14 protein-coding genes and 1 tRNA gene are annotated in these 20,318 nt (G+C 35.4%); 6 read left to right on the plus strand and 9 right to left on the minus strand.

Going from position 1 to position 20,318, the window contains the following annotated elements:
* From FQU23_RS07160 to FQU23_RS07170, 3 genes are all read left to right on the plus strand, one after another.
* The coding region (locus FQU23_RS07160; RefSeq protein WP_147673282.1) for a gliding motility-associated C-terminal domain-containing protein at window positions 1–1,524 on the plus strand (1,524 nt) is incomplete at its 5' end.
* A gap of 65 nt (window positions 1,525–1,589) precedes the next feature.
* The gene (locus FQU23_RS07165) at window positions 1,590–2,507 is read left to right on the plus strand and encodes a type IX secretion system membrane protein PorP/SprF (RefSeq protein WP_147673283.1); all 918 of its coding nucleotides are present in this window, start codon (window positions 1,590–1,592) and stop codon (window positions 2,505–2,507) included.
* A 16-nt stretch (window positions 2,508–2,523) separates the two neighbouring features.
* Window positions 2,524–4,395 carry an OmpA family protein gene (locus tag FQU23_RS07170; RefSeq protein WP_147673284.1) on the plus strand — a complete coding sequence of 624 codons (1,872 nt, stop codon included), beginning with the start codon at window positions 2,524–2,526 and terminating at the stop codon, window positions 4,393–4,395.
* Window positions 4,396–4,447: 52 nt separating this feature from the next.
* On the opposite strand, the gene FQU23_RS07175 is transcribed toward FQU23_RS07170, so the two are convergent.
* Entirely contained in the window at window positions 4,448–5,029 is a 582-nt protein-coding gene (locus FQU23_RS07175; RefSeq protein WP_147673285.1) for a tRNA-(ms[2]io[6]A)-hydroxylase, read from the minus strand.
* A gap of 110 nt (window positions 5,030–5,139) precedes the next feature.
* Here FQU23_RS07175 and FQU23_RS07180 point away from each other — a divergent pair, with 110 nt between their 5' ends.
* The gene (locus FQU23_RS07180; protein ID WP_147673286.1) at window positions 5,140–6,384 is read left to right on the plus strand and encodes a glycosyltransferase; all 1,245 of its coding nucleotides are present in this window, start codon (window positions 5,140–5,142) and stop codon (window positions 6,382–6,384) included.
* Window positions 6,385–6,448: 64 nt separating this feature from the next.
* Here FQU23_RS07180 and FQU23_RS07185 read toward each other — a convergent pair whose 3' ends face one another.
* From FQU23_RS07185 to porU, 6 genes are all read right to left on the minus strand, one after another.
* Complete coding sequence (locus tag FQU23_RS07185; protein WP_132110010.1) at window positions 6,449–6,820, minus strand: RidA family protein; 372 nt, start codon at window positions 6,818–6,820, stop codon at window positions 6,449–6,451.
* Window positions 6,821–7,146: 326 nt separating this feature from the next.
* Window positions 7,147–8,796: a pyruvate dehydrogenase complex dihydrolipoamide acetyltransferase gene (locus FQU23_RS07190; protein WP_147673287.1), complete on the minus strand. Its 1,650-nt coding sequence runs from the start codon at window positions 8,794–8,796 to the stop codon at window positions 7,147–7,149.
* 7 nt (window positions 8,797–8,803) lie between these two features.
* On the minus strand, window positions 8,804–9,802 hold the full coding sequence (pdhA, locus tag FQU23_RS07195) for a pyruvate dehydrogenase (acetyl-transferring) E1 component subunit alpha (RefSeq protein ID WP_147673288.1): 999 nt from the start codon (window positions 9,800–9,802) through the stop codon (window positions 8,804–8,806).
* Window positions 9,803–9,945: 143 nt separating this feature from the next.
* A complete protein-coding gene (gene cdd / locus FQU23_RS07200; RefSeq protein ID WP_147673289.1) occupies window positions 9,946–10,428 on the minus strand; it encodes a cytidine deaminase in 483 nt (160 codons plus the stop codon).
* 93 nt (window positions 10,429–10,521) lie between these two features.
* Window positions 10,522–11,691: a type IX secretion system outer membrane channel protein PorV gene (gene porV / locus FQU23_RS07205; RefSeq protein ID WP_147673290.1), complete on the minus strand. Its 1,170-nt coding sequence runs from the start codon at window positions 11,689–11,691 to the stop codon at window positions 10,522–10,524.
* A gap of 38 nt (window positions 11,692–11,729) precedes the next feature.
* Window positions 11,730–15,569 (minus strand): type IX secretion system sortase PorU, encoded by a 3,840-nt coding sequence (porU, locus tag FQU23_RS07210; protein ID WP_147673291.1) that lies wholly within the window; start codon window positions 15,567–15,569, stop codon window positions 11,730–11,732.
* 211 nt (window positions 15,570–15,780) lie between these two features.
* On the opposite strand from porU, the gene gldJ reads away from it, so the two are divergent.
* Window positions 15,781–17,439: a gliding motility lipoprotein GldJ gene (gene gldJ / locus FQU23_RS07215; RefSeq protein ID WP_147673292.1), complete on the plus strand. Its 1,659-nt coding sequence runs from the start codon at window positions 15,781–15,783 to the stop codon at window positions 17,437–17,439.
* Window positions 17,440–17,506: 67 nt separating this feature from the next.
* On the plus strand, window positions 17,507–18,790 hold the full coding sequence (locus FQU23_RS07220) for a UDP-N-acetylmuramoyl-tripeptide--D-alanyl-D-alanine ligase (protein WP_147673293.1): 1,284 nt from the start codon (window positions 17,507–17,509) through the stop codon (window positions 18,788–18,790).
* A 106-nt stretch (window positions 18,791–18,896) separates the two neighbouring features.
* Here FQU23_RS07220 and FQU23_RS07225 read toward each other — a convergent pair.
* Window positions 18,897–18,971 (minus strand) — tRNA-Val (locus tag FQU23_RS07225).
* 86 nt (window positions 18,972–19,057) lie between these two features.
* Complete coding sequence (locus FQU23_RS07230) at window positions 19,058–20,278, minus strand: bifunctional folylpolyglutamate synthase/dihydrofolate synthase (RefSeq protein ID WP_147673294.1); 1,221 nt, start codon at window positions 20,276–20,278, stop codon at window positions 19,058–19,060.
* Window positions 20,279–20,318 lie beyond the last annotated feature (40 nt).

Below are 20,318 nucleotides of genomic sequence, written 5' to 3' on the forward strand. Positions count from 1 at the left end.
GGTACTAGTTTGATAAGATATACTGATATTAATGGTTGTACAATTACGCAAACAATAACTGTAAATCCTTTGCCAACGATAACAGGTACTTCGACTCTTTGTGTTGGTTCTACAACAACATTAACAGCTTCGGCTACTCCCAATGCTTCCAATCCTTGGGTGTCTGCTAATCCATCTATAGCTACGGTTAGTAATTCTGGAGTTGTAACAGGAGTTTCAACTGGTACAAGTGTAATTACATATACAAATAGTAATGGTTGTACCGTTACTCAAACAGTAACTGTGAATTCTTTGCCAACCATAACTGGTACTCTAAACGTTTGTATTGGATTAACAACAACATTAACAGCTTCGGCTACACCAAACGATACAAATCCATGGGTGTCTGCTTCCCCGACTATTGCTACCATAAATAGTTCAGGAGTTGTAACGGGAGTTGCAGTTGGTACGAGTCTAATAACCTATACCAATAATAATGGATGCGAAATAACACAAACATTTACTGTAAATCCTTTGCCAATCGCTACTTTGTCAAGTAATGATTCTGATAATTCATTTTGCTCAGGTACTTCAGTAACCTTCACTGCAGGGGGTGGTGTTAATTATAATTTTAGAGTAAATAATTCAAGTGTTCAAAATGGAACTTCGGCAACTTATGTAACATCAAGTTTAACAAATGGTCAAAATGTAGATGTGGTTGTTACTAATGCTTCAGGTTGTATTTCTACAAGCTCAGTAATCACTAATTCAGTGCTTTCATTACCAGTTCAACCTATATTAAGTATTAATGCCCAGCCAAGTTGTATTTCTTCTTCGGGAAGCTTTAAAATTTCCAATTATAATGCTGCTTATTCATACACGATAAGTCCATCAACAGGGGTTGTAAGGTCCGTGGATTTAGTAACTGCGCCTTCAGGGAATTATGTTGTGACAGCTACTTTTGGAACATGTTCTGCTTCAGCAAGTATTACAGTTAATCCAATACCTCCACAAATTCAATTTGAAATCATCGCTGGCTGTATAGATAAAGATTATGTTATTACAGCTAATCCGTTGTCTAGTTCATATGACCCCAATAATGTAGATTACCAATGGAAAGATAGTTCCGGTTCTCCAGTTGGAACAAATTCAAATATTTTAAATGTTTCAGATCTGATAGCTTCAACCACTGTAAAGGAAGTATTTCCTTTAAACTATAGTTTAACGGTAACATCAACAGCAACGGGTTGTGAAACAAATAAAACGATTACAGTGGAGACCATTTATTGTAATATACAAAAAGGAATTTCGCCAGATGGTAATGGGTTAAATGACTATTTTGATTTAACATTAATGGATGTGAAAAAACTGGAAATATTTAATAGATATGGAATTAAAGTTTATGAGCAAGCAAATTATACGGACCAATGGAAAGGACAGTCAAATAAAGGCGAAAATCTTCCTAGCGCAACGTATTACTATGTAATGGAACTTGATAAAGGCGAAATAAAAACAGGTTGGATTTATTTAATCAGAGAAAAATAATAGATTAATTTATTTTGTATCTCCACAATTACGATTTGGACGAACAAAACAAAAAACAAATAGATATGAATAAAATATTTTTGACCTCTATTATAGTTCTTATTGCCTATATGGATTCATATGCACAACAGAACCCCCATTATACTCAGTATATGTATAATATGAATGTTGTTAATCCTGCTTACGCAGGTTCAAAAGAAAGTATTTCTTTTGGAGCGCTGTATAGAAAGCAGTGGGTCAATATCGATGATGCTCCTACAACTTTTACTTTTTCGGGACACGCTCCTGTAGGAAGTAATGTTGGACTTGGATTGTCTGTTATTTCAGATAAAATTGGACCAGTAACAGAGCAAAATGTTTTCGGGGATTTTTCGTACACATTAAAATTAAATGAGACGCACCGATTGGCATTCGGAATAAAAGCGGGTGTGTCGTTTCATCAAGTTGGTTTAAGAGATATTCAATCTACTTTACCGGATCCTTCTGATGGAGTTTTTGGGGAGGATATAAATGATGCTACTTTAAATATAGGAGCGGGTATTTTTTATTACTCTGATAAATATTATGTGGCTTTGTCAGTACCTAATATGGCAAAATCTGCTCATTTGGATTACAATGGACGTGAGTATGGTTCAGATGTTTCTCATTATTTTTTAACAGGAGGATATGTTTTTGACCTTAGTTATGAATTAAAGTTCAAGCCGTCTTTCATGTTGAAATCTGCGTTTAATGTTACGCCGTCTCTAGATGTATCTGCGAATTTTTTGTACATGGAGAAAATAGAGCTTGGAGCGACATATCGATTAGAAGATAGTTTTGGCGCTATGGTAAATTTTGCGATTACTCCTGAATTAAGAATTGGATATGCTTATGATCATATTGTTTCGGATTTAAAAATTTCGACGCCATCATCGCACGAGTTTATAATCTTATATGATTTGTTTACAGCAAAAAAAGCTTCACGTTCACCTCGATTTTTCTAATGCAAAATTTTAATTAATGAAAAAATATACTACCATTTTATTTTTTGTTTTTAGTAGCATGGCTATTTTGGCACAAAGTAAACAAACTAAATCTGCGGATAATTTGTTTGATAGATACGATTATGTTAAAGCGGCGAATGCTTATAAGTTGTTAGTCGAAAAAGGGAACAATGATTCTTACGTTTTAAAACAACTTGGAGCCTGTTATTATTACATGAATAATACAACTGAAGCTGAAAAGTGGTATGCGCAAGCCTTCACCTCTAAACAGGATGCAGATACTTATTACAGGTATGCGCAACTGTTGAAGTCAAATGGGAAGTATGCAGAGGCTGATCGCCAGATGAAAGTATTTGCCGCTATGAAACCAAACGATCCAAGGGCAATTGAATTTATTAAGAATCCAGATTATTTATCTAAGATATCAGCGCAAGAGAAATTATTCGATCTAAATAAATTAGAATTTAATTCAGATAAATCTGATTTTGGTGCTATACAATATAACAATGTTGTTTATTTTGCGAGTTCTAGGAATGAAAGTCGAAAAATTTATGGTTGGAACAACGAGCCTTTCTTAGATTTATATCAATCAAATTTTGACGAACAAGGGGCGACTTATTCAAAACCTACTCTTATGTCTGGGCTTAATTCAGTTTATCATGAAGGGCCTTTAACAATGACCAGGGATGGAAAAATAGTTTATTTTTCCAGTGAAAGTTTTAACGAAAAGATGTTCGAGAAAAATAAGGCTAGAAAAGTAAAATACGGACAAGTAAACTTGTTTAAGGCGAGTAATGATAATGGGATATGGATAAATATTATGCCATTGCCATTTAATGGAAAAACCTATTCAGTTAGTAATCCCTCGATTTCAAAAGATGGAAGCACGCTTTATTTTGCTTCTAATATGCCTGGGTCAATCGGTGGCTTAGATATATGGAAAGCAAGTGTAAATACAGATGGAAGCTTTGGGACGCCTGTAAATTTAGGTGATAAAGTTAACACTACCGAAGACGAGAGTTTTCCATTTATTTCTGATGAAGGCGTATTATATTTTTCTTCGAAAGGACTAACTGGTTTAGGTGGTTTTGATGTGTTTTCGTTTAGTCCAGATAAAATGCAACTAGCAAATAACTTAGGAAAGCCAGTCAATTCTGAAAAAGATGATTTTGCTTTCACTTTTAATAAGAAAGATAAAAAGGGTTATATTTCCAGTAACCGTTCTGGTAGAGATCAGATTTATTCTTCAGTTGTAGTAATTGGAAATGGGCAAATACGTGCAATCGTTAGTAATTCTGTTGACGGAAATGTTTTAGACAATGCTAGAGTAGCTATTTTCGATGCTGATAAAAAACAATTGGATAGGCAATTAAGTAATCCAAAAGGGGAGGTGATTTATAGTGCGAAAAATGATAGGTCTTATGTTGTAGAGGTCGGAAAAGATGGATACGTGTCAAAATCACTTCCTGTAACTGTTATCAATGGTGGTGAGTTTGTAGTTGAAGCTAAACTTGACCCTATTAATGTTGTTGTGACAGAAAGCGAGATTATTTTAAATCCAATTTATTTCGATTATGATAAAAGTGATATTACCACATTAGCTGCTACTGAGTTAGACAAATTGGTTTATATGATGTCACAAAATAGTAGTTTAAAAATATATGTTAAATCGCATACTGATAGCAGAGGTACTGATGATTATAACATGAAACTTTCGGAGAGAAGAGCTGAGTCAACTGTTAACTATTTAGTTTATAAGGGAGTAAGTCCTAAAAATATTTCAGGAAAAGGTTTTGGAGAATCTGAATTAAAAATTGATTGTCATTCGAAATGTAGTGATGAAGATCACGCCGTAAATAGACGGTCAGAATTTATGATAATTAAATAAAAATAAAGAAGGGATGATCGAAAGATATCCCTTTTTTTATATAATAGATTTATTAACCGTGAATTGTTTCGTTTTTTCCGTAGTTGACAATGATGGAAGTTTCAAATTCAATCCATTCTTGCCATCTTTTGTCTACATCAACATTGTCTGCATATTTTCTGGCAAAGCCTAAAAACATCGTATAATGTCCAGCTTCGGAAATCATAAGGTCGCGATAGAATTTAGCCAATACTGGATCTTTAATGTTTTCTGATAGCACCTTAAATCGTTCACAGCTGCGAGCTTCAATCATAGCAGAAAACAGTAAACGCTCACACAAAGCGTCACTGCGGCTACCGTCTTTTTTCATGAATTTAAAAAGTTCATTTACGTAGTGATCCTTTCGTTCACGGCCCAAAGTCAGTCCTTTGCTTTTTATTAAATCGTGGACCATTTGTAGGTGTTCTAGTTCTTCTCGGGCAACAATCATCAATTCTGTTACTAATTCTTCTTTTTCCGAATTTTGCGTGATAAGACTTATAGCATTCGACGCCGCTTTTTGTTCACACCAGGCATGGTCTGTCAAAATTTCTTCAATATTTGATTCAACTATATTTACCCATCTTGGGTCTGTGACTAATTTTAATCCTAACATGTCATTTTATTTAATTATAGCAAAATTAGTGTTTTCTTTCTGATTTTTAGTTTTAATGATGGTTTAGAGGTCTAAATTGTATTATTTTGTAATCGAATTTAAATATCAATATGAATCAGTTAAAAAAGCTTTTAATAATCGGTAGCGTCTGGCCAGAACCTAATTCTTCGGCTGCGGGAAGCAGAATGCTACAGTTAATTTCTCTATTTAAAGAGGAGGGATTCGGGATTACATTGGCCAGCCCCGCTACGGATAGTGATTTTATGATCGATCTTGAAATAGTTGGAGTAGTGAAAAAGTCGATTACTCTAAATTGCACTAGTTTCGATGTATTCGTCAAAGAATTGAATCCATCAATAGTATTGTTTGATCGTTTTATGATGGAAGAACAATTTGGATGGCGGGTTAGCGAAAATTGTCCAAATGCATTAAGATTACTAGATACCGAAGATTTACACTGTTTGCGATTGGCACGTCAAAAGGCATTTAAGGAGAAAAGGGATTTTAAAATCGCTGATTTGTTGATGGAAGAAGTCGCTAAAAGAGAAATTGCAAGTCTTTTACGTTGCGATTTGTCTTTGATGATTTCAGAATATGAAATGGAATTACTTACAGGTACTTTTAAAATTGATAGTTGTTTGTTGTTTTATTTGCCTTTTTTATTGGAACCTTTAACTAATGTGGATTTAGATTTATTGCCTTCATTTGAAGAAAGAGAGAATTTTGTTTTCATAGGTAATTTTCTGCATGAACCTAATTGGAATGCTGTTCAATATTTGAAAGAAACCATATGGTCGAAAATAAAAAAGCAATTACCAGAGGCGGTTTTAAATGTTTATGGTGCTTATCCGTCTCAAAAGGTTTTACAGCTGAATAATGTCAAGGAAGGTTTCTTGATACGAGGTCGTGCCGCTGATGCAAATGAAGTAGTTCAGCGAGCGCGTGTGGTTTTAGCGCCTTTGCGTTTTGGAGCAGGAATGAAAGGAAAACTATTAGAAGCTATGTATTGTGGAACGCCTAGTGTTACAACTACTATTGGAGCAGAATCGATGCATGGGAATTTGGACTGGAATGGTTGTATATCTGATGATGTGGAAGCTTTTACAAAGCACGCCGTACAGTTGTATCAGGTTGAAGAGCTTTGGCAGAAAGCGCAAAAAAACGGAATTGAAATAATTAATCACCGATATTTAAGACGATTATTTGACACTGATTTTAAGGAAAAGATAAAGTATTTGCAAGCTAATTTGCAACAACATCGTTTGAATAATTTTATGGGATCGTTACTGCAACATCATACTCTGAAAAGTACAAAGTATATGTCTATGTGGATTGAGGGGAAGAATAAAGTGTAGTTGCTTTCAATTTATGCTAATTTAAGAATATGTTTAGCATCTGTCCTATGGTGGAGTTTTTGCTTTATAAAACTATGGCAATTGCCTCAATCTCTATTAACCAGCCTCTGTTTCCTAGTATCGTGACACCGACCAAGGTACTAGCGGGATAATTTTCATTTCCTAGAAAAGCATTTCTAATTTTTCTAAAAACGGGTAAATCAATTTCTGGATTAAAATTCACTATATAGGTAGTCATTTTAACGACATCTTTAAATGTTGCGCCACAATTGTGCAGTTGTTTTTCTAAATTTTGGAAGGTAGCAATAGTTTGTAATTCTAAAGTACCGCCAAGTCCAATTTGGCCCGAAATATAAATTGTTTTGTAAGTTCCCGTTTTTACAACAACTGTTTGAGAAAAACCTTCATTAGGTTCGATATATTGTTTTTCAATCATGGCATGGAAAATTTAATTTTTGTAAAATTCGGTGAAAATTTTTAATAGTATTAGAATTCTGCTCTCCGCATTAGTTGATGCTGAAATGCCAATCATTAACGATGGAGTAATCTTAATTATTGGATTTTTCTGTTTAGTATTATGTTTTTTTTGCATGAGGGATGGAAGCGGCATCCTTTTATGGATCTCGTTTTTTAACGAGAGGAATAAAAGATATAGCGAACAGCCCGACACCGCTGAAACTTTAGCGGAAGCGGGATCATGCCCAAATAAAAAACCCGCCAAGACTACTCAAGACGGGTTTTATTTTTATACAGAATCAGTAATTATGCAAGCATCGTTACTGGATTTTCAATGTATTGTTTTAATGTTTGTAAGAACTGAGCCCCAGTTGCTCCATCGATAGTACGGTGGTCGCATGCCAGAGACAACATCATGGTATTCCCTACAACAATTTGGCCGTTTTTAACCACTGGTTTCTCTACAATTGCTCCTACAGATAGGATTGCAGAGTTAGGTTGATTGATAATAGAATTAAATTCTACGATACCAAACATTCCTAGGTTAGAAACTGTAAACGTACTTCCTTCCATTTCTGTTGGTAGTAGTTTTTTGTTTTTAGCTCTTCCAGCAAGATCTCTCACGCTTCCGCCAATTTGAGATAAACTCATTGCATCTGTAAATTTCAATACAGGTACAACTAATCCATCTTCTACAGCTACAGCAACACCAATATTAACATGATGATTGATTGTAATTGCATCTTCTTTCCACTGAGAGTTAATTTTTGGATGTTTCTTCAATGCCATAGCACATGCTTTGATGACCATATCATTAAAAGAAACTTTTGTATCAGGAACGCTGTTGATTATAGTTCTAGATTTCATTGCGTCATCCATCGTAACTTCAATAGTTAAGTTGTAATGAGGTGCAGTGAATAAAGACTCAGCCAATCTTTTTGCAATGATTTTACGCATTTGCGAATTTTTGATTTCCTCTGTAAATACTTCTCCGGCCGGAACAAATACTTTTGGTGCAGCAGCAGGAGCGGCAGCAACGTCAGTTTTTGGAGCTGGTGTAGTGGCAGCTTGTTGTGGAGCGGCAGTTGCAGGAGTGAAGTTTTCTATATCGCTTTTTACAATACGTCCGTTTTCACCTGAACCTTTTACTTGTGTCAATTGAATTCCCTTGTCACTTGCAATTTTCTTTGCTAATGGCGAAGCTAAAATTCGTTTTCCGTCAGCGGCAGCTTCTTGAGTTACTGGTGTTGCTGCTTCAGCTGGTGCTGATTTAGTTTCTTCAGTTGACCCATTAGGTTTTGCTGAACCTTCAGTACCGTGATTTTCTGCAATACCTGAAATGTCTGTTCCTGCAGGGCCTATAATAGCTAATAAACTATCAACAGGAGCTGCGTTTCCTTCTTCGATACCTATGTATAATAAGGATCCTTCATTGAAAGACTCAAATTCCATTGTAGCTTTATCAGTTTCGATTTCAGCTAGGATATCACCTTCACTAATTTTATCACCTACCTTTTTTAACCAAGTCGCTACTGTACCTTCTGTCATGGTATCGCTTAAACGTGGCATAGTAACTACAACAACTCCTTTTGGTAAAGTGGCTGCTGCAGCTGGTGTTGTTTTTTCTTCTTTTGTGGTTTCAGATGGAGTAGGAGCAGTTTCAGCTGCCTCTGTAGTCGTTGAAGACTTTCCTGCTATCAAAGCAGCAATATCTTCACCTTCTTCTCCAATAATAGCAAGTAAAGAATCTACTGCTGCAGTTTCTCCTTCTGGAATTCCTATGTGTAATAGAGTACCTTCATTGAAGGACTCAAATTCCATTGTTGCTTTGTCAGTTTCAATTTCAGCTAGGATATCTCCTTCGCTAATTTTATCCCCTACTTTTTTAAGCCAAGTCGCTACCGTTCCTTCCGTCATAGTATCGCTCAAACGAGGCATTGTAATAATTGTTGCCATAATTGATTTATAGTTTATGAGGTATGAATGGATAGTTTTCTTGATCGTATACTACGTCGTAAAGTTGTTGCACTGGCGGGTAATCAGACTCTTCAGCAAAGACTACACATTCTTGAACTAAATCTTTTACTCTTTGATCAATCGCTGCAATTTCTTCTTCGGTAGCATAATTTTGATCTTTTATCAAGTCTAAAACTTGAGTAATAGGATCTATTTTTTTGTACTCTTCTACTTCTTCTTTAGAACGGTATAGTTGTGCGTCAGACATTGAGTGTCCTCTGTAACGATACGTTTTCATTTCTAGGAATGTTGGTCCGTCTCCACGTCTTGCTCTATCGATTGCTTCTGTCATAGCTTCTGCTACTTTTACAGGATTCATTCCATCAACAGGTCCGCAAGGCATTTCGTAGCCTAAACCTAGTTTCCATATATCTGTGTGATTGGCTGTTCTTTCTACAGAAGTTCCCATTGCATAACCGTTATTCTCAACGATAAAAACAACTGGTAATTTCCATAACATAGCCATGTTAAAAGCTTCGTGTAATGAACCTTGACGGGCTGCGCCATCACCAAAATAGGTCATAGTTACTCCACCTGTTTCAAAATATTTATCCGCAAAAGCCAGTCCAGCTCCTACAGGAATTTGTCCACCTACAATACCGTGTCCACCATAAAAACGGTGTTCTTTAGAGAAGATATGCATAGAACCACCCATTCCTTTAGAAGTTCCGGTAACTTTTCCTAAAAGCTCAGCCATAACGCGTCTTGGGTCTACACCCATTCCTATAGGTTGAACATGATTTCTATAAGCAGTAATCATTTTATCTTTAGACAAGTCCATCGCATGCAGAGCACCTGCAAGTACAGCTTCTTGACCATTGTATAAATGCAAAAATCCTCGGACTTTTTGTTGAATGTATAATGCTGCAAGTTTGTCTTCAAACTTTCTCCAAAGTAGCATGTCTTCATACCACTTTAAGTATACCTCTTTTGTAACTTCTTTCATCTCAATTGTTCTTTTGCTAAAGTTTTATTGTGTTGTCAACTAGTACCTATACCGCAAAATAGTCTCCTCACACAAGTTTGCGAATGGCAAAAATAAGACATTCCATCTAAGGAGTAAAATTTAATAGGTAATTTTTAGAATTTTTACAAGAATTTTTTGTCGAACATAAATGGCAGTAAGTTTTTCAGCGAATCTGATTTATAGATATCGCCTATTTCTCCCATGAAATAAATTTCGATTGGAGTCTCTTGTCGGATTTCATATTCAGCTATTGATTGCCTGCAAGCGCCGCATGGGGGAATAGGAGCTATAGTTTTATTCGAGTCAGAAGCTGCTGTGATAGCCATTTTTAAAATCTTTGCTTCAGGATAAGCGGCTCCTGCATAAAAAATAGCGACGCGCTCTGCACAAAGTCCTGACGGATATGCAGCATTTTCCTGATTTGAGCCTACTACGACCTTTCCGTTGTCTAAAAATAGAGCCACGCCTACTCTAAATTTAGAATAGGGAGCGTATGCATTTTTTCGAACTTCAACCGCTTGAGATAGTAAATCCTGAATGTCAGTTGGTAATTCAGAAATCGAATTATAGACAGAGAATGTGCTAACAATAGATATTTCCTTCATAATTATTTAATTGTTTTTAAAGAAAAAAAATCCAAATTTCATGCCCGCATTACGGGATTGAAATTTGGATTGTAAATTAGATTTTACAGTTGGCTAATATACATCATATTTATCACCAAAATTAAAAGTAAGAGAGAAACGTAAGGTATTCTCTAAAGGATTTTTAACTTTCGAAGCCGAAAATAAATAGGAGAGGTCTACTTTAACGATATTGTATTTAAAGCCCGCTCCCATAGTAAAGAATTTTCTAGCGCCTTTCTGAGAGCTTTCATTAAAGTATCCTAAGCGCAAGGCAAAAGACTCTTGGTATGAATATTCAGCCCCTATAGAGTAAGTTACTTCTTTTGCTTCTTCGCCAAAGCCATCTGGGGCATCACCAAATGATTTAAATACACCAGATACCCAGCCAATAGATCTATAATTATCTAAATTTTGCGCTCTTTCTTCGGGGGTAATTGTACCGTCGCCATTTAAATCGGGATCTTGAGGAGTTGGTACTAGTAGTTTATTGAACTCTACATTTAATGCAATTTTATTATAATCGTCCAAAATAAAATCAAACCCTGTTCCTAGTTTTAAATTGGCAGGTAAAAAGTTGGTGCTTATTTCGTCGTTGTCATAACTGATTTTTGGTCCTAAATTCTGAATATTAAATCCCGCTCTCCATCTTCCGTTAAATTCATTGTATGCTATTTCTTCTGATTGGTAAAACCCTGCAACATCGATTGCAAATGAATTAGCTGCAGATGCATCTCCATTATCAGTAACTACTTTTAAATTCGAATGAATATATCGGCCGGCAACAGCCATAGAGAATTGTTCGCTTAATTTTAACGAGTAAGAGCCGTCAAGAGCAAACTCATTTGGAGCTACTTTTCTTGGTACTTCGTTCTGGTCTCCGGTTTCGCGCAATTCGATTTCACCAAAACCAAAATATCGAATGCTAGTGGCAAAAGCACTGCGTTCGCTTATTTTATTGTAATAGGTTAATTGCCCCAAAGAAATATCATTAGCTAAATCCGTAAGATACGGAGTGTAACTCATGGAAAATCCTTGTTTGTCAATTGCAAAAGCATATTTTGCAGGATTCCATTGTTGTGAAAAAGCATCTGCTGATGTAGCGACTCCTATGTCTGCCATACCCGCAGCTCTGGCGTCTGCAGAAACTAATAAGAAAGGGACTGCAGTGGTGATTACTCTATCTTGTGCGCTTGCAAAAGAAACGGCGAGTATACAGCTTGTAAAGAGTATTAATTTCCTCATTTTTTTATAAAAATTCATTAAACAAATATAGTGTTTTATTAAAGCAGTACAAGCTTTTCAAACTTTTCTGCTCTTTTATTGGTTAAGGTTGATTTGACAGTTAGTTTGTAGATATATACTCCTTTTCCTATCTTATTGCCAAAATCATCTTTACCATCCCATGTAATCTCTTTCGATAAAAAACCTTCGGTTGAAATAATTTGGTTTGTTGTCCAGACCACCTTTCCCGTTATTGTCATCACTTGAACTTGTACTACCAATGGTTCGTAGGGTCTGTTATGGGTGAACCAAAATTGTGTATAATTAACAAAAGGATTTGGATAATTTAATACATGTGTCAAAGTTATCGTTTCATCTCCAACTACTAAAAACTGGATTTCAGTGGTTATGGGATTGTTGTATACGTCCCAGGCCTTGAATGTAATAGTATGTAAGCCAATCGCTAAATTGCGTAGCGGAAATCGCAAACTTCCTTTAGTATAATCATCCAGATTCGTTTGATAATAATCATTTAATAAATAAGGATTACTTACGTCTCCGTCTAAAATAGCCACAATATCATGTCCAATACCGCTAGCAGTATTGATACCATTTTCATCTTCGAGAAAAGCCAGTAGGAATGGGGATGCGTTTGTTATACCGCCAGAAACAAAAGATTCGTCATTCATATATAACTTAACTTTTGGACTATTATTGTCTTCGATGGCATTTTCATTAACGCCTCCTATCTGGATATTGGTTTCAAATCCACTTTCATTTTCTAATGCCTGACTTTTTTTAGCATAAAAACTGATTTTTCCATTCCCTAAAGGAATGCGAATGTCTCTAGGGACCACGAAATCAAATTCAAATAATCCATTTGTAACGGAAGCATTTCCTCTAAAAATCGTTTCGCCTAGTGTATTAAAATTCATAGGAGGACTATTGTTGTCATTATTAAATGTAGCCCTTTGAATTGTTTTGTCAAATATTGTAGTGGAAACCTCGCCATTATAATTGTTTAGCAGTTGGTCATTTTCGTCAGTAATTTCTCCACTCACTTTCATGCGGGCTAACGATTTAAAGTCGTCTGTACTTTGTGTAATAGGAACATCATTTACTTTTGTGAGTTTTATTTTTGGCTTCGGTATTGCTAGGATTAACGCGGGATCACCTAAATAAAAAACCACATTTGTGGCACTGTTTGGATTGCTATTTTTTGCAATTCGTAAGGCTTCAGCAATTGAGATGTATTGGCTGGAGCCAAAAGAGAATAGTTTTTCAGAAAGCAGATCGTTGAAATTTTCAGCGCTAAATTGTCCGATAGCACGAACGGTGGTGATCATGGCGATGGCTCCACCTTTTGGATTCCAGTAAGTATATTCGCCAGCTGTGGGTCTTAATGGATTGTCAAAACGGGAGAATTCACACGTAAGCGTTATGAATAGCGGGTATTTGTATTGGTTACTTAAATTTTGCCCGTCAGATTTCTCCCAAATTCTTTCTGCAGCTAATCCGTCTTCTCCTCCATGGCCTAAATAATTGAATACTAATGCTCCTTTTTCGAATGCATTAAATATATCTGTTCTTGCTTTTGGATACCTAAAACCTCCTGCAGATGCTTCTTGAGTATAGGAATCCAAAAAAATCTTATTGATGTTAAAAAAGGGCTTTTCGGATGTGATTTTTTCGGCCAATTTATTTTGCCTGCTTTGCAAAGAGGCGTCCGAAGTTGCATCTGAGTCATCGCTAATCATTACAAAATTGTTTCTCCAGCTTCCGTATGATTTCGCGTCATGGTACTCGATTACTTTATTGACCATTTCCTCGGCCTGCTGTGGGTTGTTTACAATCATTCTTCCAACAGCAATATCAATACCGCCAAAAAAAGAAACTATATTTCCTTCATTACTATCCATCAAGCCGAAAAAATCATCAGATGAAAAGGAGCGTTCTCCCGTTGTGTTGCTGTTAAGCGCATGATATATAGGAACGATGTTTGTATTGTTGATGGTTCGGTTTTTATAATCAAAGGAAGCGTCTCCAAAAAGATTGACGTACCTTATCCTTTTTGCAGGAGTCGAGGCGTTGTCATAAATATATTTGATACAGTTTCTAATTGCTGCTATATCTTGTTTTCCTGAGGAAAATTCAGGATATATTGACTCCGTTGTAATGACTTTTACGTTCAGCTTAGAATAGTTTCGATGGAAAATAGCTAGTTTTTCGGCTTGTGATAGTAAAGAATTTGGAGTAATAATTACATAATCAATATCTTCAAATTGACCTTGATTGCTTTTGAATACAGTGCCCTTAATGTTTTGATTTTGGACTTTAGGTCTATTGTCTTTTAAAGGAAGGTAATAGTCAGCAGCGTCAATTGCTATATATTTACGGAGTTCTCCTAGAGTTGCTTTAAAGGAAAAGTCTTGTTGATTGTTGTTTGTAATTGTCGTTACATTATATAGGTCTGTAACATCCCAAACTTGGTTAATCGTTGCTGAGTTAGAAAAGCTGTAGTTTGCTGTTCCTAGACTAGCAATTGAGGCGTCGTATTGAAAGTGAAATTGTTTACCATATCCTTGAAGTTTCCTTTTGGCTATTAATTGAATGTTGTCTAAAAAACCTTTTGAGCCCGGAACGCCGTTATTATTATAACTTAATTTTATTTTCACATTTTCTGATGCAGTAAGAATAGTGTTATTCTGTAAAGAACCAACATTAAATTCAACGTCGGAATTGGTGTTTAATGCTGGAAAGAATATCATATTAATGAGTTGTTCATCGGAAGTAATTTTAAAAGATGTTGGAGTGTAAGCTGCAGAAGCTGCAGTCGTTTTAATTTTTATTGGTGTCGAAAGGTCTATGTTTGGAAAATTAAATTCAAATTCCTGATCTTGGTTAATGTCAAAAGCTTCGCCAAACCATTGTCGGCCCAGTTTTGCAATATTTACTAAATCCAATTCATGGAACTGGTGATCATCAAAAGTGTTTATGTTTATCGTACTGTTGCCAGAAGGTTGATTTATTTCCTTAATTCTTTTTCCATCCTCACTTGAAGTGGTGATGTAGTAATACGATTTAGTGTCATAGAGATTAATGTTAGTCTGGCTTTCTGTATTATAGGTGTCAACGCCTTCAGCATAAAATAAAATATAATCTTCGTTATCGAATTTGCCGTCGTTTTCTCCAATAAGTTCGATTGCGTTTTCGGTTAAATCAAAAGGATAATCAATGGCGTTTGACATGGGCAGCATTCTCCCACCGTTTCCAAAGATTTTAAGTTTTTTAGGATTGACGGTGTTCAAGTCTATGCCTAATTCTTGCAGAAAGCTTTTTGATATTTTATAAACGCCAGATTTTTCAACATAAAAGCGATACCAATCTCCGGAAGCTAATACAGAATTGGAGATTGAGTTTGTTGCTTTATTTGAGTTTGACGTTTTTGCTGTTGCCGTAGTGGTGTTGTTTATCTTGTACGAAAAAGATTTAATCCTTTTATAGCCATTTTCGTCATTAATTATAGGAGATACGCTGAGGAAGGATTGTGTAATGCCTCTAGACTCCGTATTTCTTAGTGAAGATGATATTTCTTTCGGAATATTTTTAGCTGATAAATCTCCAATTTGAGCTGGGGTGATAGATTCGAAAATTAAATTGCTGATTTGGATATCAGCGTTGGGAGAAAGTATCGGTGCTGTTAATTCTAAGGTATATATAAGTTTTTTTTCAGCTGCATCATACTGATAACTGCTACCATTAAATTGCGGGATGTTGATTGTATAAGTTTCAAAAGAAGTTGATGTTTTTTCTGTCCATTCAATAGTTACGTCACCAGCGGTTTGTCCAAAGGTTATATAAGAAAGTAGTAATAAACTATAAAGTAGTAGTTTTTGCATTTTTTTACTTAAACTGCATAAAAGGTTAGTAGATGTATAAAGTAAAAATATATCTTTTAGTATAAAAACAAATAATAAATAGTATAAATTTGCGTTTGATTTGTATAATACGTTTGATACAAATCATCTGGATAAAATTATTTCAAACGGCATTGTGAGTTAATTGTTAATTATTATATTGCAAGACCTAAATTATTACCTTTAAAAGAGTATGAAAGTAAATAAAATTACAGCCTTACGATTGATGCTGTCAATAACAATGATTATTGGTTTGGCGAGTTGTAGTAAAAAATCAAGTTCAAAAAATTCATCAAGAGCTACTGGTTGGAACGTAGATCGTAAAAAAGCTTCGGATGGTAAAAAGCAAATCGCTGGACCTGGATTAGTTTTTGTTGAAGGTGGAACTTTTACTATGGGTAAAGTACAGGACGATGTTATGCATGATTGGAACAATACTCCAACGCAACAGCACGTGCAATCCTTTTATATGGATGAAACCGAGGTGACTAACTTCATGTATTTGGAGTATTTGGATTGGTTAAAAAGTGTGTTCCCTCCAAGCGAAGATAATTATAAGCATATCTATGAAGGAGCTTCTCCAGACACTTTAGTGTGGAGAAACAGATTGGGTTATAATGAAACTATGACTAATAATTATTTGAGACATCCTTCTTATGCTGATTATCCTGTGGTTGGTGTAAACTGGATTCAAGCTCAAGAGTTTAGTAAATGGAGAACAAACCGTGTAAACGAAGCAATCTTAGAGAAAAACGGATATTTGAAAAAGAATGCCAAAACGGATGAGGTTGATGCTGAAAGTGTTTTCGATACAGAAACTTATATTAATTCCCCTACAAGTTCTTACGGAGGCAAGAATGAGACTGTAGTGCTTAAAAAGTCAAATGGACGACAAGCGAAAGGGACGGAACAAAAGAATGTTTATGCGCAACGTTCTTCAGGGATTATTTTACCGGAGTATAGACTTCCTACTGAGGCAGAATGGGAGTATGCAGCTGCAGCCGATGTGGGGCAAAGAGAATATAATATTTATAAAGGACAGAAAAAATATCCTTGGTCTGGTAGTTATACCCGTTCTGGGAAGAGACAGAACAGGGGAGATCAGTTGGCTAACTTTAAGCAAGGTAATGGAGATTATGGTGGTATCGCAGGTTGGTCTGATGATGGAGCTGATATAACGAATGCTGTTAAAAAATATCCAGCAAATGATTTTGGCTTGTATGATATGGCTGGAAATGTGGCTGAATGGGTAGCTGATGTTTATAGACCTATTGTAGATAAGGAAGCAAATGATTTCAATTACTTTAGAGGAAACCGTTACACGAAAAATAAAATTGGTGAGGACGGTAAAGTGGAAATAGTCACTTTAGAGACGATGAAGAGAGACACCTTAAGTAATGGTAAAATTATTGTAAGAAGTTTTCCAGGAGAAATTGCACAAGTTCCGGTGGACGAAAATGAAACTTACTTAAGACAAAATTTTGACAAGAGTAATAATATAAATTATAGAGATGGTGATAAGCAGTCTTCTATATACTATGATTTTGGATCATCTGAGACAGATAATTTGAAAGAGGATAAAGCAATGTATAATTCACCTAAACACAATGTGACAACAGATAGTTTAGGTTTGATGGTTAGAAAATATGATAAATCAAGTAAGAGAACTACTTTGATAAATGATGATGTACGAGTTTATAAAGGTGGTTCTTGGAGAGATAGAGCATATTGGTTAGACCCTGCTCAAAGAAGGTATTTCCCACAAGATATGGCTACTGATTATATCGGATTTAGATGTGCGATGTCAAGAGTTGGTCCAAAAGCAGAAAAGAGAAAATCTGCAAGAAATTAATTTAAATAAAATATAAAATAATAATAAAAGCCCTTTCATTAGGGCTTTTTTTTTAATCGTTTTTAAAATGGATATAGCTAAAATTCATAGTTTATTTTTGATTTGTAAATCAGTTTCAATAGACACTCGTAAAATAAAGTCAAATTCATTATTTGTTGCCATAAAAGGAGATCGATTTGATGCCAATACATTTGCTGTTGAAGCTTTGGCAAAGGGTGCGTCTTACGTGATAATTGATAATGAAAGTTATTATATTGATGAAAGAACTATTCTGGTAAAAGATAGCTTGGTTACTTTGCAAGAATTAGCAAAATTCCATAGGACGTATCTAAATCTGCCTATTATAGCACTTACGGGAAGTAACGGGAAAACAACTACCAAAGAGTTAATTCAGGTCGTTTTGGCTAAAAAATATAGAACAAAAGCGACCGTTGGCAACCTTAACAATCATATTGGGGTTCCTTTGACTTTGTTGTCTTTTAATAAAGAAACGGAAATAGGTATTGTCGAAATGGGAGCCAATCATAAAAAGGAAATTGAATTTCTTTGTGAAATTGCAAAACCTGATTATGGATATATTACGAATTTTGGTAAAGCACATTTAGAAGGATTTGGAGGTGTTGCAGGTGTTATAGAGGGTAAAAGCGAAATGTACAAGTATTTGTCACAAAATGATAAGTTAGCCTTTGTAAACTTAGAAGATCCAATTCAAGTGGAGAGAACTAAAGGTCTAAAAATATTTTCTTTTGGTGTAAATAGGAATAATGCGGATGTATGTATTACATCTATTAAAGCGAATCCTTTTGTGGTTATTTGTTATTCAGACGTTGTGATTTCTTCTCATTTAATAGGGCTTTACAACGCCAATAATCTAAATGCGGCAATCTCGATAGGAAAGTTCTTTGGAGTAGAGGATTTATCTATTAAGGAGGCTTTGGAGAATTATATCCCGGAAAATAACAGGTCTCAACTGTTGACGAAAGGAACAAATCAGATTATCCTTGATGCGTACAACGCTAATCCCAGTAGTATGGCTGTAGCAATTGAAAACTTCCTTCAGTTAGATAGTCCAAATAAAATAATGATCTTGGGTGATATGTTTGAATTAGGGGCCGAAAGTAAGAAAGAACATCAGGAAATTGTTGATTCGCTTTTGAAAGAAAAAAAACTGCAATGCTATTTTGTAGGTGGGGCGTTTTATTTAAGTAGAGTTGATAATCCTCAGTTTAAATTTTATGAATCATTTGACTCTTTCTCTACTTCGTTAAAGGATGTTGGTATTGAAAACTATACTATTCTTATAAAAGGTTCGCGTGGAATGGCTTTAGAACGAACATTGGATTTTTTATAGTTTAGTGAATGTTATAAAATAAAAATACACCATCACATTATATCAGATAGTGTATTTTTTTTATGGTTATAAAAAAAAAACTCCTTAATTTCTTAAGGAGTTTTTGTGGGCGATGAGGGGTTCGAACCCCCGACCCCCTCGGTGTAAACGAGGTGCTCTGAACCAGCTGAGCTAATCGCCCTAGTACAATTCGATAATTTTCATTTCCTTATTGCGAGTGCAAATATAAGGCTGTTTTTTGAATACGCAAGCAAAAAAGAGAAAAAATTATAAAATTTCTGCAACCACAAATGTGCTTCCGCCAATGTATATAAAGTCAGTGTCTTCGGCTGCTTCCAGTGCTTTTTCGTAAGCTGTTGTAATTGAATTAAATACTGTTCCTGTTAAACCATGTTCACTTGCTTTGGTTGCTAAAATTGTTGCGTCTAAACCGCGTGGATTATTTGGCTTTGAGAAATAGTAAATTGCATTTTTCGGGAAAAGTGGCAGGATTTGATCTAAGTCTTTATCATTAACCACTCCTAAAACAATATGTAGTTTTTTAAATGTCTCTTTTTGAATTTGATTCAAGACAGTCTCCAGTCCGTTTTTGTTGTGCGCAGTGTCGCAAATTACTTTTGGATTATCACCTAGTTGTTGCCATCTTCCTTGAAGTCCGGTATTTTTTACCACATTTTTAAGGCCAATTCTTATTATCTCTTCGGTAAATTTAAATTCTGCTTGTGAGTTTAGAATCTCGATCGTCTGTAAAACAGCTTTTTTATTGTGTACTTGGTAGTCACCTATTAAATCTGAAGGGAGATTTTCTGAAATTAAGTCGGAAGCGAAATAGATTTCTGAGTTGTTTTCTTTGGCTGTAGCCAAAAAAACAGCTTTAGTTTCTGGAGTATATTCTCCAATGACTACAGGAATATGTGGTTTGATTATACCGGCTTTCTCGCCAGCGATAGCTTCGATAGTGTTTCCGAGAAACTGAGTGTGATCTAAGCCAATATTTGTAATTACTGATACTAGCGGAGTGATGATATTTGTTGCGTCTAAGCGACCGCCCATACCAACTTCGATAATAGCCATATCTACTTTTTCTTTGGCAAAGTAATCGAAGGCCATACCTACGCTCATTTCGAAAAAACTGATGTCATTCGATTCAAAAAATGGTTTGTTTTCATTGATAAAAGCACATACAAATTCTTCTGCGATATCAACACCATTTATTTTAATGCGTTCTCTAAAATGTTTTAAATGCGGAGAAGTGTATAAGCCTACTTTGTATCCAGCCTCTTGAATTATTGAGGCTAACATGTGGGAAGTAGATCCTTTGCCGTTAGTTCCGGCAACATGAAGACAACGTACCTTTTTATGTGGATTGTCAAGATGATTAGTCAGCAAGTGCGTGTTTGTCAAGTCTTTTTTATAGGCAGAGGCGCCCTGAAGCTGATACATAGGGAGTTGGTTAAACATCCAATCCGTAGTTTCTTGATAATTCATTTTGTTTGTAGTGTATATTGTTTTTTTCGTACTTAAGGAT

It is taken from the genome of Flavobacterium sp. XN-5 (assembly GCF_008033395.2).
Classification (GTDB): domain Bacteria; phylum Bacteroidota; class Bacteroidia; order Flavobacteriales; family Flavobacteriaceae; genus Flavobacterium; species Flavobacterium hiemivividum.

Excerpts from the sequence above, each read along its gene's own strand:
- porU (WP_147673291.1), bottom strand. The coding sequence starts at position 15,569 with ATGCAAAAACTACTACTTTATAGTTTATTACTACTTTCTTATATAACC.
- FQU23_RS07180 (WP_147673286.1), top strand. The coding sequence starts at position 5,140 with ATGAATCAGTTAAAAAAGCTTTTAATAATCGGTAGCGTCTGGCCAGAA.
- FQU23_RS07230 (WP_147673294.1), bottom strand. The coding sequence starts at position 20,278 with ATGAATTATCAAGAAACTACGGATTGGATGTTTAACCAACTCCCTATG.
- pdhA (WP_147673288.1), bottom strand. The coding sequence starts at position 9,802 with ATGAAAGAAGTTACAAAAGAGGTATACTTAAAGTGGTATGAAGACATG.
- porV (WP_147673290.1), bottom strand. The coding sequence starts at position 11,691 with ATGAGGAAATTAATACTCTTTACAAGCTGTATACTCGCCGTTTCTTTT.
- FQU23_RS07175 (WP_147673285.1), bottom strand. The coding sequence starts at position 5,029 with ATGTTAGGATTAAAATTAGTCACAGACCCAAGATGGGTAAATATAGTT.
- FQU23_RS07165 (WP_147673283.1), top strand. The coding sequence starts at position 1,590 with ATGAATAAAATATTTTTGACCTCTATTATAGTTCTTATTGCCTATATG.
- FQU23_RS07220 (WP_147673293.1), top strand. The coding sequence starts at position 17,507 with ATGGATATAGCTAAAATTCATAGTTTATTTTTGATTTGTAAATCAGTT.
- FQU23_RS07185 (WP_132110010.1), bottom strand. The coding sequence starts at position 6,820 with ATGATTGAAAAACAATATATCGAACCTAATGAAGGTTTTTCTCAAACA.
- gldJ (WP_147673292.1), top strand. The coding sequence starts at position 15,781 with ATGAAAGTAAATAAAATTACAGCCTTACGATTGATGCTGTCAATAACA.
- FQU23_RS07170 (WP_147673284.1), top strand. The coding sequence starts at position 2,524 with ATGAAAAAATATACTACCATTTTATTTTTTGTTTTTAGTAGCATGGCT.
- FQU23_RS07190 (WP_147673287.1), bottom strand. The coding sequence starts at position 8,796 with ATGGCAACAATTATTACAATGCCTCGTTTGAGCGATACTATGACGGAA.
- cdd (WP_147673289.1), bottom strand. The coding sequence starts at position 10,428 with ATGAAGGAAATATCTATTGTTAGCACATTCTCTGTCTATAATTCGATT.